Origin of the sequence: Nocardia amikacinitolerans (assembly GCF_900215415.1) — a bacterium.
Lineage (GTDB): Bacteria > Actinomycetota > Actinomycetes > Mycobacteriales > Mycobacteriaceae > Nocardia > Nocardia amikacinitolerans.
In genome coordinates, this window is the sequence record NZ_OBEG01000001.1 from 810426 (window position 1) to 825395 (window position 14970).

The window sequence follows — 14970 nt, forward strand, 5'->3', positions numbered from 1 at the left end:
GCCGATGTCCCTGGCGCCGGGAAATCAGTCGATCGTGCAGCCGGAGACGGGCTTGTCGGCGAGGCGATCGAGGAGGTAGGTGATCGCGTTGTCGGGGCCGAAGCCGTCGATGAGTTCCGGTCCGAAGTGATTCGGGACCGTGGCGCCGGGGAAGATCGGCGGCAGATCGTTGGTGCGGAAGGTGACGGTGGCGCCCTTGGCGCACCAGTCCTCGGCGAGTTGGCGGGCCTGGTTGTAGGGGACCGTGTCGTCGTTGATGCCGCTGGTGATCAGGACCGGCGAGGTGGGCTTCATGGTGCCGACGCGCAGATCGTTCAGCGCCGGACCGGCTTCCGGGATCCCGTGCAGGTGTTCGGTGAGCGATCGGCCGTCGATCGTCATCGAGTTGGTTCGCAGGAACGGGTGATGGGTGATGACATCGCCGATGCACGAGGTGCTGAGCGTGTTCAGCATGGCGTGTCCGGCGGGGCTGGTCACCCGGTCGACCGCCGTGTGCAGATCGGGGTAGCGGGCGAGCATGCCGTTGATGGCGAAGCCGATGGCGCCGCCGATCAGAGCGCCGTCGATGCGTTCCAGGATCTTCGCGAGATCCGCGACGGGACCACCGGCCCAGGTGCCCTTGAGGTTCAGTTCCGGCGCGTAGCTCGGCTGCATCTCCGCCGCCGCGGCCGCCGCGCCGCCGCCCTGCGAGTAGCCCCAGAACACCACGGGGGTTTCCGGTCCGACGCCCGCCAGATGGTTGGCCGCCCGTGCGCCGTCGAGCAGGGCGTGCGCGCCCTCGATGCGATTTGCGAAGGTGTGAATACCGGGCGTGCCGAGGCCGATGTAGTCGGTCACCAGGACCCGGGCGCCCAGCGAGCTCCACACCGCCGACGACGGAAGTTCCTGATTCGCCGACAGTCCCGGCGAGGGGTCGGTGAACAGCGCCATTCCGGTCGAGAACGCCACCGACATCGCGCAGCGGTCGGCTTGGCCCGAGGTACCGGGACCGATGACGACGGTCGGGCGCGGTCCCGGACCCTGCCACGGGCCGGTGGCATCGATGAACGTTCCGGTCACCGCGACCGGCGAACCGTCCTGGAATCGAGTGGTGTACATGACGTGCTGCGCCTGGCCCGGCCATCCCTCGAGGGTCGGCGCGGTCGCGAACAGCGGCATCGGCTGGGTTTTGATGATCGCGCCCGGTCCCGGCGGAATCTGCGCGGGCGGGGTGTAGAAGGCGCTGACCTCGTCGGCCGCCGCTTCCGTGACATCCACTCCGACCCCGGCCACCGCCGTCGCGCAGGCAACGGCCACCGCCGCCGCCATCCGGGCGGCCCGTGATAGCGACCGCCTTCCGTGCACTCGCTGCATCGATAACTCTCCGTGAAGTTCACCCCCCGACGCCGTCGCCGGAGTGTCCTGTGCCGCACCGCGCCGGATGCATGACACCCGTCACAGCCACGACGGACGGTACAGTAACATGGTTACCGGAAGGCGGACATCAGATCCGGTCGCTGCGGAACGTGCCGGGTGACCGCGTAGTCGGTCAGCGCGAAAAGCGATGCGCGCGCGGGGTGTTCCGGTAGCACGGCGAGCGCGTCCGCCGCCCGGTCGGCGTACTCGCGCGCCAGAGCGCGGGTCACGTCGAGCGCTCCGCTCTCCTCGACGATCGCGGCTATCTCGTCGATATCGTCCGCGATCGAAGACCCATCGCGAATCAGCCGCGCCAACCGACCATCCGGCTGGTGCCGCAATGCGGCGAGCATCGAGTGCGTCAGCGCACCGTCGCGCAACCCCGCGAGCGCGGTTTCGTCCCGGGGTTCGGTCACCTCGGTGAGGGTTCGGATATCCTCGGTCAAGCGGTACGCGACACCGAGCGCGCGGCCGTAATCCGCAAGGGCCGCAGCATGTTTCGGATCGGCTCCGGTGGTGAGGGCGCCGAGACGGCATGGCAACTCGAACGCCGACGCGGTCTGCATTTCCATCAGCGACATGTGCTGGTTTTCCGTCATCCGCACGTCGAACGCGTGCCGTCGCTCCCGAATCCGGCCGGTGCACACCCTGGTGACGGCATTCGAGATCAGCTGGAGGGCCGGTTGCCCACCGAGGATGGCCAAGTGCAGCGACTTCGCCATGAGCAGGTCGCTGACCAGAATCGCGAACCTGTTTCCCCAGCTCGAATGCGGTGTCGAGGTGTTCTCGACGCCGAGCTGGACCAACGCCGCCAAGGCGCCGAGTTCGACCGAGGCGCCGAGTTCGATACGAGCGCCGGCGCCCCGATCGCCGAAACAGCTTGTCAGCAAAAGCAACAGTGCGGGGCGCAACGGCACGCCCGGTTCGCCCCGACCCGAGGTGACCAGGCGGGCGAGGAAGGGCCACTCGTCACGGACGGCGCTCGTCATGAGGTCGCCGACACCGAGCAGATCGGCGCGTACATCCATACCGGGGGCCATCAGTGCGGCCACGTCATCGATCGAGCGGTGAGCCCGGAGCTCACCGAGCCCTTCCGGCAGAAGCACCGCGCGGCGACACAGCGCGAACGGCACGCGCTCGCTGTCGAACGTGCTCTCGAGCACCCGCCAGACGAATTGGTAGCGATGCGACGATCTGCGGCCCGCCGCGAGCCACCCGGAATACGAATGTTCCAGCAGTAGCGCGTAATCCAGCAGATCGGGTCGCAGGGGATCGCGGACCAACGCCCGGTCGACGACCTCGGCCGCGGTCCTTCCCGACTCGAGCGCGTAACTGATGCCCTCGCCGGTGAACGGGTTCACCAGGCCCGCCGCGTCACCGACGAGCAAGATCCCGTCGGCGACACAGCGGTCGGGGGAGAAGTCGAGCCGAAACGGCGCGGCGGCCCAGCCGCCGCGCAACCGGCCGTCGGCGAACGCCGCCCGGCTCCCGCGCAGGCGAGTGACGAAGCTGTGCAACACGTCCTGCGCGCGGTGTTCATAGCCGGGGCCGAACAACCCGACGCCGATGTTCGCCTCCTTCGCGCCGGTCGGGTTGATCCAGCCGTACGAGGGCAACAGGTCTCGCCCGCCGACGTCGTCGAGCGGCAGGAAGATCTCTTGCCGGTCCAGCATCCCGTCGAGCTCGGTCAGATAGCCGCGGATGCCGATGCCGAGATCGCCCTCGCGCAGCAGACCGGCCGTGCGTGCCAGCCGCGATCGTGCTCCGTCGGCCGCGATCACCACGGACGCTCGGACGTCGATGAGGCGGCCGCGACGGCCGACCCGTACCCCGACGACCCGCCCGCTCTCGATGATCGGCGCGGTGACCGCGGCCTCCTCCCAGAGTTCGGCGCCGACGGCAACGGCGCGAGCGCAGATCGCCTCGTCGAGCACGACGCGCGGCACGACCAGGCAGTGACTGTCCGCACCCCGGTAGGCGGCGTAGTCGAAATCGCGCCAGCCACGACCACGCATGTGTATCCGCGCACCGCGCATCCGTTGCGCGGGTGGCAGCGAGTCGAGGACGCCCATGTCGGCGAGGATCCGAACCGCGCGCTGCGTCAGCGCGTCACCACATACCTTGGCGCGCGGAAAGCGCTGCGCCTCGAGCAGCAGGACTCGGCGTCCTCGAACAGCGAGATGGTAGGCGGCGGCGCATCCCGCGGGTCCCGCGCCGACCACCACCGTGTCGTACCGGCTCCGTGCGCTCATCGCGTCCGACTCAGGGTGTGCCTTGCCAGATCGGCGAGCTCGTCCCGACCGGGAAAGGGTGGCAATTCAGCCAGCGCAGCGGCCGCCCGACGGGCGCGCTCCCGTGCCAGCTCACGCGTCGAGTCGACGGTGCCGCTCGCGCGGACCAGCGCCGCCGCTTCGGCCGCCTCGGCACCGGTGAGTTCCTCGTGGCGCAACAGCGCCGCCAGCCGTCCACCGGGGTCCTGCCGCAGCGCGAGCAGAACCGCGTGCGAGAACACGCCCGCTCGCAGATCGGCGCCGGTCGGCTTGCCGAGACACGCCGAGTCTCCGACGAGGTCCAGCAGGTCGTCGGTGAGCTGGAACGCGACGCCGAGCTCCCGCCCGAACTCGGCGAGGCCACGGATATGGGCGGGATCGCACCCGGCCAGATCCGCGCCGAGCCGGCACGGCAGCTCGAACAGCGTGGCGGTCTTCATCCGCAGGATCTCGAGATGTTCGTCGGCGTCGAGGTTCGTGTCGTACACGTGCTCCGTCTCGCGGAGCTGACCGCGGCACACCGTGAAGGCCGCTTCGGTCACGGCGGAGGCCGCGGCCTGCGGAAGGCGCGCGAGTACGGCCATCGCGCACGCGAGCACGTGCGTTCCTGTCGTCGCCGCGTCGGTGTTGCCCCAGCGCGAATTCACGCTCGGCGCTCCGCGTCTGGTCGCCGCGCCATCCATCACGTCGTCGTGCAGCAACGACGCGACGTGCAGGAGTTCGATCGCGGCAGCCGAGTCGACGAGCACCTCTTCGGCGGCACAGCCGAGACTCGCGCAGAGGAAGAGCAACCGCGGGCGAAGCCGCTTGCCGCCGTGCCGAATCAGCTCGCCCGCCATGCGGTGCAGGCCGGGGTCCGGCGCGGCCACGGCGACGCGCATGGCGTCATCGAGCCGCCCTTCCCATCCGATGTGGTCCGAAAGCGACACGGTCTCAGAGGAATTCGTCGCGAAGCTCGTCGAGTTGGGTGCGCAGCCGCGCCGAGGAAAAGGCGAGTTCGGCGAATCGGACGAAGAAGCCGTAGCCGTTGTGCAGGTCACCGGCCGGAGCCCGGACGATGACGTCGCCACGGAAGTACGCCTGCAATGGGGTGAGGCGGCCGCCCGCGATCGACATCGCGGCCTCCCGATAGATCGCGCCGTGGATCATCTCGCCCTCTCCGAGCCCCGGTTCGATCACGACGTCGCCGCCGCCGACCCGTACGTGGATCCGGCCGAAATCGAGCACAGCGACGTTCGCCTTGCGGCCGTCGAACTCGCCGACCATCTCCTGGAACTCCGCCGGGTTCTCGGTACGGAAGCTCGTGACACCCCGCCGCACTTCGTTCGCCAGCGTCCGATCTCGGTCGGTGACGCTGGTGGCGCGGGGCGCGAAATCCTCTTCCATGAAACGCCTCTCGTCGTTGGAGCGGTTGTGTGGCGCGCCGTCAGGGCGGCGACGGCGTGGCATCGACCGCCGCCCGTGCGTCGACCCTGCCGTACCAGACGATCGGTATCGGTCCCGGCGTGGTCGTGACGATGAGCGTTTTGACCGTGCCGGGCGCCACGGTGTCGTTCTTGTCCAACATGAGCGCCGCGACGCCGGCCACATGCGGTGTCGACATGCTTGTGCCGGATTTGTTGATGATGCCGGGTGCGACCACGGCCGCCGGGTTCCCGGTGCCTGCCGCCCGGGTAGATGCGATGGCCACGCCCGGCGCCGCGACATCCGGCTTCGGCCTACCGTCCGGCGTCGTGCCGTGGCTGGAGAAGTCCGCGATCACGTCGGCATCGTCGGTCGCGCCGACGGTGACGACGTTGCGCGCGTTGCCTGGACAGCGGATCTTCGTGGCGTAATCCCCCCAGAAGTCGACGCCTTCGTTGCCCGACGCGGCGACGACGACCACGCCGAGGTTCACCAGATTGTCGGCGGCGGTGCAGAGCACGCAGTTGCCGCTGGGGCAGAACCACGCGCCGTCGCGGTGCGAGAATCCCCAACTGTTGCTCGCGATGTCGGCCCCGGAGGTCGCCGCCGCGGTCAATCCGGCGGTGGCCCACGCGGGACTCGAACTGCCAGTCGTATCCATGATGCGGATGTCGATGATGGCCGCCCCGGGAGCGATTCCCCGAAATGTCGCGTCCTGGCTCGCGACGATTCCCGCGCAGTGGGTGCCGTGGCCCCGGTCGTCGCGGTTGACCGCCGTGCCGGTCACATCCTGTTGCGGGCCAACGACGCCCGCGAGCGCGGGATGGGCGCCGTCGACACCGGTGTCGACGATGGCCACGGAGATACCGGCTCCGGTGGTTCCGGCGGGCACCACCACATCCGCACGGATACGCGGGCGGCTGACATCGAGTGTCTCGGTATGGCGCAGCTTGTTGCTCATGATGCTGCCGACGTCGTCGCGCGCCGCGATCGCGAGCACTTCGGACGAGGTGAGCGTGGCCAGCACGCTGTGGGTCAGCCAGAATTCCTCTTGGATCTCGATGCCTCGGCGCTCGAATTCCGTTCGGATGCCCCGCAACGCGATGTCGGCCTCGGCGCGGCGCACGTCGATCGCCCGCGCCCGTTCCGCTTTCGGGACGGCACCGCCCCGCGCCATGGCTCGGCCGGACGTCAGATTGATCATGACCTCGTGCACCGGCTCTTCGTTCGGAGCCGGCGCGCCGGTCCAGGTCGCCAGCTTGTTGTCCGCACGCTCGGCGAGGATCGTGCCGACAACCCACGAATCGATCTTGCGCACCGCCGCCCCCGCGCTCGCCATCAACTCCTCGAGCTGGGCTTTGCGTCTGGTCTGCACGTACCAGTCGAACTGCGCACGGCTACGTTCAGCGGCGGACAGACCATCCTGCCCGAACGGCGAGGACATCCCGGCTCCTCTCAGTGCCCGGTCACGACCTCGGCGTCTCGCGGCGAATCCAGCACAATCTCCCGGACTTCCGCATGATTGGCGACCGCGACCAGCGGTGGTATCGATATCCGAGCTGCGACAGCATGGTTGAGCCAGAACCGACGGATCTCACGTCCACCCGCCGCGACAAGTGTATCGACTACCGCCTCGGCCCGACGGTCGAACGCTCGACGCGATTCCTCGGCGATCTCGCCGCGCCCCGCGGGCGGCTGGTCGGCGCTGGGCGCGAGGACGACCAGCACCGCGACCTCCGCGGGCGGTCCGTCCACGATCGCCCGCTGAAGTGCGGGATCGAACTTCGACCAGATGTTCGGCGGTATCCACTCGGTCATCGTGTGGCCCCTGGTTCGGGTGTCATGGCGCCTCGGGTGCGGGCCGCGATGCTCGGCACGCCGTGCGGATTTGCGTCAACCGCAACAGAACGGGTCGTCACACGGATCGAATTTCGCGATTCCCGTCCGTCGCCACTGTGGTCGGGCATTCAGCTCGGGGCGCGTCATCCCTTCAGTCTGCTGGACCGAACCGCGCCAGCACAGCGGCGCCGGAGACCGGACGAGAAACGCCGCCGCCACCCGATGCTCGGGTTCGGCGGCGGCGCGATCCGGTCGAATCAGACGCGATTGGGCTGCCAGGTCGTGACGGCCCAGATCACCACGACGTCGAGTGCGATCACCAGCACCGACCACCACGGGTAGTAGGGGAGCCACAGGAAGTTTCCGAGCAGGGACAACCCAGCCAGAATCACCGCGACCACCCTGGCCCAGGCTTGGCCCGCCATCAATCCGACCGACGCGAGCACCAAGAGGATGCCGAGGATCAAATGCACCCAGCCCCAGCCGGTCGTGTTGAACTGGTAGATGTACTCGGGCCCGGTCACGTAGATCTCGTCTTTGGCGATCGCGGAGATTCCTTGCAGGATCGACACGATGCCGGTGATCATCAGCAGGAATGCCGCGCCGATCGACGTTCCGGCCGCGACGGCCTGACTGACGGGATAGTCGTTGGTTTCGGTTGGCCTGGCCATGGGTCACACCTCCGCTTGGCGATTCCAAAGGGTATGAGCTGGACGGTATTTCGAGTGTTTCCGGATACTTTTCCGAATTCGAGCCGGTATTCGAGACCAGGGATCACACACGCCATTGTGTGTGATCCAGACCACAATATCATCCATGTGTTTCGCCTCTTCTCTCCCGTTCGGTGCGGTGTCGGCGCACACTGAAGGGGAGTGCTTCCGGATGGACAGGCGGCGGGCGGACAGGCAGCCGCGAATTGTGTCGCGTTTTCACCATGATCGAAGGAGCGCTTGTGAACGCGTATCCAGCTATTGCCGAGCACGGCATCATCGGCGATTTGCAAACCGCGGCGTTGGTCTCCTCGGCGGGGACCATCGACTGGTGGTGCACGCCCAGATTCGATTCACCGAGCATTTTCGCCTCGCTGCTGGACAGCGAGCGCGGCGGTTTCTGCCGGTTGGCGGTGGAATCCGCCGCCGAGAACGTTCGCCAGTTGTATCTGCCGGACACGGCCATTCTCGTCACCCGATTCATGCAACCGGACGGGGTGGGCGAAGTCGGCGATTTCATGGAACCGATCCGGGAGCCCGTACCCACCGACCGACACCGGCTGGTGCGAGTGGTCCGCGTGGTGCGCGGAACCCTGACGTTCACGCTGACCTGCCGCCCCCGGTTCGACTACGGCAGGGCCGAGCACACGCTGGAACAGCGCGGCGAACAGGCGGCGGTCTTCCACGGGCCGGATACCGACCTGCATCTGCAAGCGACCGATCCGGTGACGTTGCACGCCGACGACGGCGACATCACGGCACGTTTCACGCTCTCCCAGGGCGAGACCGCGGTGGTGGTCTTGACCAGCACGGCGAGCGAAGGGCCCGCCCCCGCAGCCCCGGAGCGCGACGACACCATCGCCGATCTCGATAGGTGTCGCCGCTTCTGGCAGTCCTGGCTGCGTTCGTCCACGTATCGGGGCCGGTGGCGGGACGAGGTCAACCGCTCGGCGATCACCTTGAAGCTGCTGACCTATCTGCCGACCGGCGCACCGATCGCCGCGGCGACCATGGGCTTGCCGGAACAGGTTGGCGGCGAACGCAACTGGGACTACCGATACACCTGGATCCGGGACGCCTCGCTGTCGGTGCGGGCGCTGATCGATCTGGGCTTCACCGAAGAGGCCTACGCCTTCCGGCGCTGGCTGCGCGACCGTCTCGACGCGGGCGACACCGCCTCCGGTGAGCCGCTCCAGATCATGTACCGGATCGACGGCGATCCGCGACTGGAGGAAGAGATACTCGACCACTGGGAGGGCTACCGCGGATCCGCCCCGGTGCGGGTCGGCAACGCGGCGGCCGACCAGATTCAGCTCGACATCTACGGCGAGGCCGCCGACGCCATGGCGCAGTCCTCGGACATCGGCGGCATCTGGGGATGGCGGGTGTTCGCGAATCTGCTGGACTGGCTGACCGAGCACTGGGACAGGTCCGACGAAGGCATCTGGGAAACCCGCGGCGGCCAACAGGAATTCACCTACAGCCGACTGATGACCTGGGTCGCCTTCGATCGAGGTATCCGGCTGGCCACGGAGTATTCCCGGCCCGCGGATGTGGCGAACTGGACGCGGGCGCGGGACGCGGTCTTCGCCCAGATCGTCGATCGTGGCTGGAGCGAGAAGCGGCAGGCGTTCGTGCAGCACTACGCCACGGACGTACTCGACGCGTCGCTGCTGCTGATGCCGAGGATGGGTTTCCTATCGCCCCGGGATCCGGCATGGCTGAGCACCCTCGACGCCATGGACGGCGAACTGGTCAGCGACAGCCTGGTCTACCGCTACGACCCGGCGGCGTCCCCGGACGGCCTGCGCGGCGTCGAAGGCACCTTCAACCTGTGCAGCTTCCTCTACGTCGAGGCGCTCGCCCGCTCGGGCCGGTTGACCCAGGCCCGCTACGCGTTCGACAAGATGCTCACCTACGCCAACCACGTTGGGCTCTTCGCCGAGGAGATCGGTCCCTCCGGCGAGCAGCTCGGCAACTTTCCGCAGGCGTTCACCCATCTGGCGCTCGTCGCGGCGGCCATGGCGCTCGACGAGCAACTCGACCGCGCCGAAGCCGGGTTGGCGACGACGACCGGATAGGCGAGCAGGCCGATGGCCGATACCGGTGCGCTCAGCCCACCCCGCGGGGTGCTGGTTCCGCTGGCGCTGGCGCAGTTCATCTGTAGCTTCGCCGGTTCCAACATGAACGTGATGATCAACGACATCAGCACCGACCTGAACACCACGGTGCAAGGTGTGCAGACCGTCATCACGATCTTCCTGCTGGTAATGGCAGCCCTGATGATCCCCGGCGGGAAGATCACCGACCGGTACGGTCGCAAACGCTGTTTCATGGTGGGTCTGGCGATCTACGGCATCGGCGCGGTGCTGAGCGCGCTCGCACCGGGGCTCGGTGTGCTGATCCTCGGCAATTCGATCCTGGAAGGCATCGGCACCGCGCTGCTGATTCCGCCCGTCTACATCCTGACCACGCTGTTCTTCACCGAAACCACCTCCCGCGCAAGGGCATTCGGCGCGATCATGGCGATGGGCGGGATCGGCGCCGCGGCCGGACCGCTGCTCGGGGGACTCATCACCTCGGGGATCGGCTGGCGCGCGGCCTTCGCGTTCCAAGCGCTGGTGGTCGCGACGATCGTGCTGCTCGGCCGCCGCATCGTCGACCCGGTACCCCCGGACCCGACCGTGCCGTTCGACGTCGTTGGCGCCGTGCTTTCGGCGGTCGGGCTGGTGCTGCTCGTCATGGGAATCCTGGCCGCCGACAACGACATCCGGCTCATGCTCGTGCTGATCGTGGCTGGCGCGGTGGTGCTGGTGTTGTTCTTCGTCTCGATCCGCGCGAAGGAAAGGGCAGGCCGCGTGCCGTTGATATCGACAAGCCTGTTCCGCAACCGCACATCCAACCTCGGCCTCGTCACGCAGAACATCCAATGGCTGCTGTTGATGGGGACCTCGTTCGTGGTCGCCGCGTACCTGCAAGTCGTCCGCGGCTACAACGCCATCGAGACCGGCGTGATCTTCACCGCGGCCACGGTGGGGCTGCTGGTGACCTCGCTCGGCGCGGCACGGCTGGCGCGCAGACGCGCGCAACGCACCCTGATCATCGCGGGATTCCTGGTGACCATCGTCGGCATCGGCGCACTACTGGCGCTGGCGGGCCGCTTCGAAAGCCCCTGGGCGTTGGCGCCCGGGCTGCTGCTGATCGGCGTCGGCCTCGGCGTCATGTTGACGCCGTCGGTCGATATCGTCCAGTCCAGCTTCGGCGAGGACCAGCAGGGCGAGATATCCGGATTGTCGCGCTGCGTCTCGAATCTGGGTTCCTCGCTCGGTACCGCCATCGCGGGCACCATCCTGGTCGCGGGTCTGTCGAGTCACGCCTACGCCGCCGCGATGACCACCCTCGCGCTCATCGGCATAGCCGGATTCCTGGCCGCCACGGCGCTGCCCCGACAGGACGCGGCGCATCTCGCCGGAGCGTCCGGTGCGGGCTGAGGGCAACGTGTCGTCGAGCCCGCACGCGCTGCTACACGGTCCGCTGTTCTCGCGCACCAGGCCGCTGGATCGCGAGAACGCGGCGAGCCGCATCAGCGCCTACATCTACGGCAACGTCCTGGTTCTGGCGGCGCTGGTACCGATCACCACCAGCGCCAAGCACGTCGGAATCCTGGTGGTTCTCGGAACGGCGTTGTCCACGTTCGTCGCGCACGTTTTCGCCGAAGCCGTCGGCTACAGCGTGCGCCATCGAAGTCGATCGACGCGGGCCGAGATGGTGCACGAATTGCGCAATTCCGTCCCGATTCTCAGTTCGGCGGTACTGCCGTGCGTCGTTCTGGCGACCGGCTGGCTCGGGTGGCTCGAGCCGAGAACCGCCCAAATCGCCGCGGAACTGGCCGTGCTGGTCCGCATCGGGGGCATCGTGTTCGTCATCGGCCATCTCAACGGCGAGCGCCCGAACCGGGCATCCGTGTTGACCGCGGCCTTCCTGACGGTGGTCGCCGCGACCGTCGTCATCGTCAAGATCCTGCTCACCCACTGAGGATGCGCGCCTTTTCCGCTTCGAACTCCGCGTCGGTGAGCACGCCCTGCGCTTTGAGTTGGGCGAGTTCTTTCAGTGCCGTGATTCGGTCCATGTCGGCGCCGCCGCTCGGCGGCGGTGCGGGTGCGGCAGGTGGTGGCGCATATTGCGCGTACGGGTCGGGCTGTGCCTGCTCCTGCGCCGCCCAGCGCTCTCCCTGACGACGGGAGACCCGGTTCGATACGGCGGTCGCGGTTCCGGAAATCACGGCGGTGCGGGCTACGCCGCGCAGCAATCCTGGCATGAGACTCTCCCTATCGACTTTCCGTCTCGAGCAGATCGAGCGACGACAGCAGGCTCTGCATCGGAATGCGCCCGGAAGCGACGAGCTGGGCGCCGTTGCGACGCAGCGCGGACGCGAAAGGCGCTGCCCACCTGTTCTCGTAGACCAAGATCGCGGCCGAGCACCCCGGTTCCAGGGCCGCGCCCGCTTCGGCGTGATCGGTCTCGTCGAGCAGTCCCGATCTCGCCTCGGCGAACAGGGTGATGTCGACGTCCCCTTCGAGGCCCATGTCGGCGATGTCGATTCCGGCGAGGGAGCCGTCGGCATCCTTCCGAACGAACGCCAGATCCAGCACTCGAATGATGCCGCGCTCGACGAGGTCGGCCAGCAAGGGCAGCGCCGAACCGTCCGGAGGCCGATCGGCGGGAAATTCGATCACGAGATAATCGACCGGGCCTAACGCGTCGATATCGGTTTCGGTCACGGTAAATCCTCTTTCTGTCCGAGAAAGAGCCGTAATTGCCTGGCTCGCTTACAGATCGCTCTCGACCTGGCGAACAGCTGGAGCCGACGTGCGTGGTCGAGATCGATCTCGAATTCACCGACGTACGTGGTGTTACTCTATAACCTGCCTGTCGTCCGAGAAACAGTGAATTCGATAAAGGCATCGCGACCGCACCGACGTCGCCCCCTGTGCCCGAACCCATTCCAGGAGTTGGGGATACCGATGGATGCCAACGCGCCCGGCGAGCGGCTGAGCGCCGACGAACGCGCCGAACTCGACCGTCTTCGCGCGGAGGTTGCCGCGTTGCGAGCGGAGGCTCGCGGCCGCGTACGGCCGCGGCGCCACGCGTGGCGCTGGACCGCCGTGGCGGTCTTGGCGGTGCTGGTCGCCGCGCTGGCGATCACGACGGTGCTGGCCAGGTACGTGCGCAGCCAGATCCTCGACACCGACCGGTACGTGTCCACGATGGCGCCCCTGGCCTCCGATCCGGCTGTGCAGAACGAGGTCGCGAACTCGCTCACCGACGAGATCTTCGCCCGCGTCGACATCGAAGGCATGACCGCGGACGCGCTCGCCGCCCTGACCGAGGCAGTACCCGCGGTCGAGAACCGGCCGCGCGTCGACCGCGCGGTCGAAGGGCTCGCGCCGGTGATCGCTCAGCAGACCCGCGACTTCGTCCACGAGACGGTGCTTTCGTACGTGCGCAGCGACCAGTTCGAGGATCTGTGGCTGCGAGCCAACCGCGCCGCCCACACGACGGTGGTGGCGGTGGTGACCGGTCAGGTCGGCCCCGAGTCGGTGACCGTCGACGAGAACGGCACCGTGAGCATTTCACTGGGAACGGCGATCGAGAACGTGAAGGCCCGGCTGCTCGATCGCGACTTCACCTTCGCCGAGAAGATCCCCGCGGTCGACAAACAGTTCGTGTTGTTCCGTTCCCCGGAGCTGGTCCGGGCACAGCGTGCGGTCGACAACCTCGACAAAGCTTCGGCGGTGCTGCCGTGGGTGACGATCGCGGCCGCCGTGGCAGCGATCGCCGCGGCGCCCGCGGGCGGCCGCAGACGCGCCCTTGCCTTCATCGGTCTCGCGCTCGCGGTGGGCATGCTGATCCTCGCCATCGCGCTGATCGTCGCCCGGGCACTGTATCTGGAAGGGACGCCCGCCGACGTGCGTTCACCGGAGGCGGCCACCGCGATCATCGACACCGTGCTGGCACCGCTGCGGACCGCGCTGCGCGGAGTCGCCGTGCTCGGCCTGGCGATCGCGCTCGGCGCTTACCTCACCGGAGGTTCGGCCTCGGCCATCGCGCTGCGCCGTCGATCCGGGCGCGGCATGGACGCGGTGCGGCACTTGCGGCGATCGCGGCCGCCGAACGTGGTGGAACGGTGGGCTTTTCGAGCTCGCACGGCGCTGCGCTGGACGATCATCGGCATCGCCGCGCTCGTGCTGGTGTTCTGGCCCTATCCCACCGGACTCGTGGTGGTGTGGGTCGTCCTCGGCGCGCTGGTGGCGTTGCTCGCGCTGGAACTGTTGATTCGTCCCGCTCTCAGCTGGCAGCATGTCGAGGCCACGGCGCGATCCGACGCGTGACCCGCGCGGCTCGTCCTCGGCGATGGCGGAGATGCGCTGGATCGCGGGGGAGTCGGCGGCTACGTCTGTGGCCGATCGTCGGTGACCGGTCCGCGGAGGTACCGACCGAGCGGTGACTCGTCGAGGGCGAGTGCTTTGGTGATCGTCGCGGCGCCGACGACGACCGCTGACAGCACGAACAGCCAGCTGATCGAGGTGAACACCGGCCCGAGGAGTCCGAACCTCGTGTACGCGGTTTCCGTGATCCTCGGCAGCACGAGCCGCCCCGCTGCTCGGACAACGGTCAGACCCGAGGCTGTGAGGGCTCCTGTCATCCACAGCACACGGCCGGACAGCTTCCCCATCGTGAGCAGGTAAGGGCTGAGAGTCCAGACGATCATCCAGATCGCCAGCTCGCCCGCGATGGCGAGAGGCACGCCCACGTAGCGCAGCCCGGTCAGTTCCCGAATCGCGCCGATCAGTACGACCGAGAGGGCCACGAGCAGGAGAACGACGAGCCATCGCCATGCGTTGCGCACGCCGATCGACGGCACGTGCCAGATCTTCCCGTATACGCGCGCCAGCGCTTTGGCGAACGAAAGTGCGCTGATGACGACCATCAGCAATCCGACGACACCGAAGGCCGCGAAAGTGGGATCGGTGACCGTGAAGGTGCCCACCCCGGACACGAGCATGGTCGTGTCGAAGCCGAGCTGGTCGTTGATCGCAAGGGAGGCCAGATCCCAATAAGGGAGGAAAGACCCGGCGATCAGCACCGGCAAAACCGAAGTGAAGATCTGGGCCGCGAGGGTCATCGATCGGTCGACGATCTCGATCTCGACGCACCCGTCGACAATTCTCCGGACGGTGCCGGGCCAACCGCTCGCCGATTCCGTGCGCGCGGCGAGGGTCCTCGCCAGCGTGCCGAACAATTTCGTCGACCGCATATCTCGACTCAACCGCAACCCCGGTGTGTTGTCA

14 protein-coding genes are annotated in these 14970 nt (G+C 67.7%); 4 read left to right on the top strand and 10 right to left on the bottom strand.

Annotation, left to right across the window (positions count from 1 at the left end; all coding sequences use genetic code 11):
- Positions 1-24: 24 nt before the first annotated feature.
- The 7 genes from CRP45_RS03800 to CRP45_RS03830 all read right to left on the bottom strand — a co-directional run bounded on the left by CRP45_RS03800 (position 25) and on the right by CRP45_RS03830 (position 7579).
- The gene (locus CRP45_RS03800) at positions 25-1353 is read right to left on the bottom strand and encodes a lipase family protein (RefSeq protein WP_097243785.1); all 1329 of its coding nucleotides are present in this window, start codon (positions 1351-1353) and stop codon (positions 25-27) included.
- Positions 1354-1466: 113 nt separating this feature from the next.
- Positions 1467-3647 carry a geranylgeranyl reductase family protein gene (locus tag CRP45_RS03805; RefSeq protein WP_097243786.1) on the bottom strand — a complete coding sequence of 727 codons (2181 nt, stop codon included), beginning with the start codon at positions 3645-3647 and terminating at the stop codon, positions 1467-1469.
- The gene (locus tag CRP45_RS03810) at positions 3644-4594 is read right to left on the bottom strand and encodes a polyprenyl synthetase family protein (protein WP_097243787.1); all 951 of its coding nucleotides are present in this window, start codon (positions 4592-4594) and stop codon (positions 3644-3646) included. The genes CRP45_RS03805 and CRP45_RS03810 overlap by 4 nt, the downstream gene beginning before the upstream one ends.
- A 4-nt stretch (positions 4595-4598) precedes the next feature.
- Positions 4599-5051 carry a hypothetical protein gene (locus CRP45_RS03815; RefSeq protein WP_143861318.1) on the bottom strand — a complete coding sequence of 151 codons (453 nt, stop codon included), beginning with the start codon at positions 5049-5051 and terminating at the stop codon, positions 4599-4601.
- 40 nt (positions 5052-5091) lie between these two features.
- Complete coding sequence (locus CRP45_RS03820; protein ID WP_097243789.1) at positions 5092-6513, bottom strand: S8 family serine peptidase; 1422 nt, start codon at positions 6511-6513, stop codon at positions 5092-5094.
- Positions 6514-6524: 11 nt separating this feature from the next.
- Entirely contained in the window at positions 6525-6887 is a 363-nt protein-coding gene (locus CRP45_RS03825) for a hypothetical protein (protein ID WP_097243790.1), read from the bottom strand.
- Between the two features lie 278 nt (positions 6888-7165).
- Positions 7166-7579 carry a DUF7144 family membrane protein gene (locus CRP45_RS03830; protein WP_097243791.1) on the bottom strand — a complete coding sequence of 138 codons (414 nt, stop codon included), beginning with the start codon at positions 7577-7579 and terminating at the stop codon, positions 7166-7168.
- 281 nt (positions 7580-7860) lie between these two features.
- On the opposite strand from CRP45_RS03830, the gene CRP45_RS03835 reads away from it, so the two are divergent.
- Genes CRP45_RS03835 through CRP45_RS03845 form a run of 3 tightly spaced genes read left to right on the top strand, consistent with a single transcriptional unit; the run spans position 7861 to position 11653 of the window.
- A complete protein-coding gene (locus CRP45_RS03835; RefSeq protein ID WP_097243792.1) occupies positions 7861-9699 on the top strand; it encodes a glycoside hydrolase family 15 protein in 1839 nt (612 codons plus the stop codon).
- 12 nt (positions 9700-9711) lie between these two features.
- Positions 9712-11109 (top strand): MFS transporter, encoded by a 1398-nt coding sequence (locus CRP45_RS03840; RefSeq protein ID WP_097243793.1) that lies wholly within the window; start codon positions 9712-9714, stop codon positions 11107-11109.
- Between the two features lie 7 nt (positions 11110-11116).
- Entirely contained in the window at positions 11117-11653 is a 537-nt protein-coding gene (locus CRP45_RS03845) for a class I SAM-dependent methyltransferase (RefSeq protein WP_097244552.1), read from the top strand.
- On the opposite strand, the gene CRP45_RS03850 is transcribed toward CRP45_RS03845, so the two are convergent.
- Both CRP45_RS03850 and CRP45_RS03855 read right to left on the bottom strand, forming a co-directional pair.
- Positions 11643-11936, bottom strand: a complete 294-nt coding sequence (locus CRP45_RS03850; protein ID WP_097243794.1) for an SHOCT domain-containing protein — start codon at positions 11934-11936, stop codon at positions 11643-11645. The two genes, CRP45_RS03845 and CRP45_RS03850, sit on opposite strands and share 11 nt — an antisense overlap.
- A 10-nt stretch (positions 11937-11946) precedes the next feature.
- On the bottom strand, positions 11947-12399 hold the full coding sequence (locus CRP45_RS03855) for a DUF6325 family protein (RefSeq protein WP_067777954.1): 453 nt from the start codon (positions 12397-12399) through the stop codon (positions 11947-11949).
- A gap of 243 nt (positions 12400-12642) precedes the next feature.
- Between CRP45_RS03855 and CRP45_RS03860 the strand changes: the two genes are divergently transcribed.
- The gene (locus tag CRP45_RS03860) at positions 12643-14010 is read left to right on the top strand and encodes a hypothetical protein (RefSeq protein ID WP_097243795.1); all 1368 of its coding nucleotides are present in this window, start codon (positions 12643-12645) and stop codon (positions 14008-14010) included.
- A gap of 59 nt (positions 14011-14069) precedes the next feature.
- Here the strand turns inward: CRP45_RS03860 and CRP45_RS03865 are convergent, their stop codons facing one another.
- Entirely contained in the window at positions 14070-14936 is an 867-nt protein-coding gene (locus CRP45_RS03865; protein WP_097243796.1) for a hypothetical protein, read from the bottom strand.
- Positions 14937-14970 lie beyond the last annotated feature (34 nt).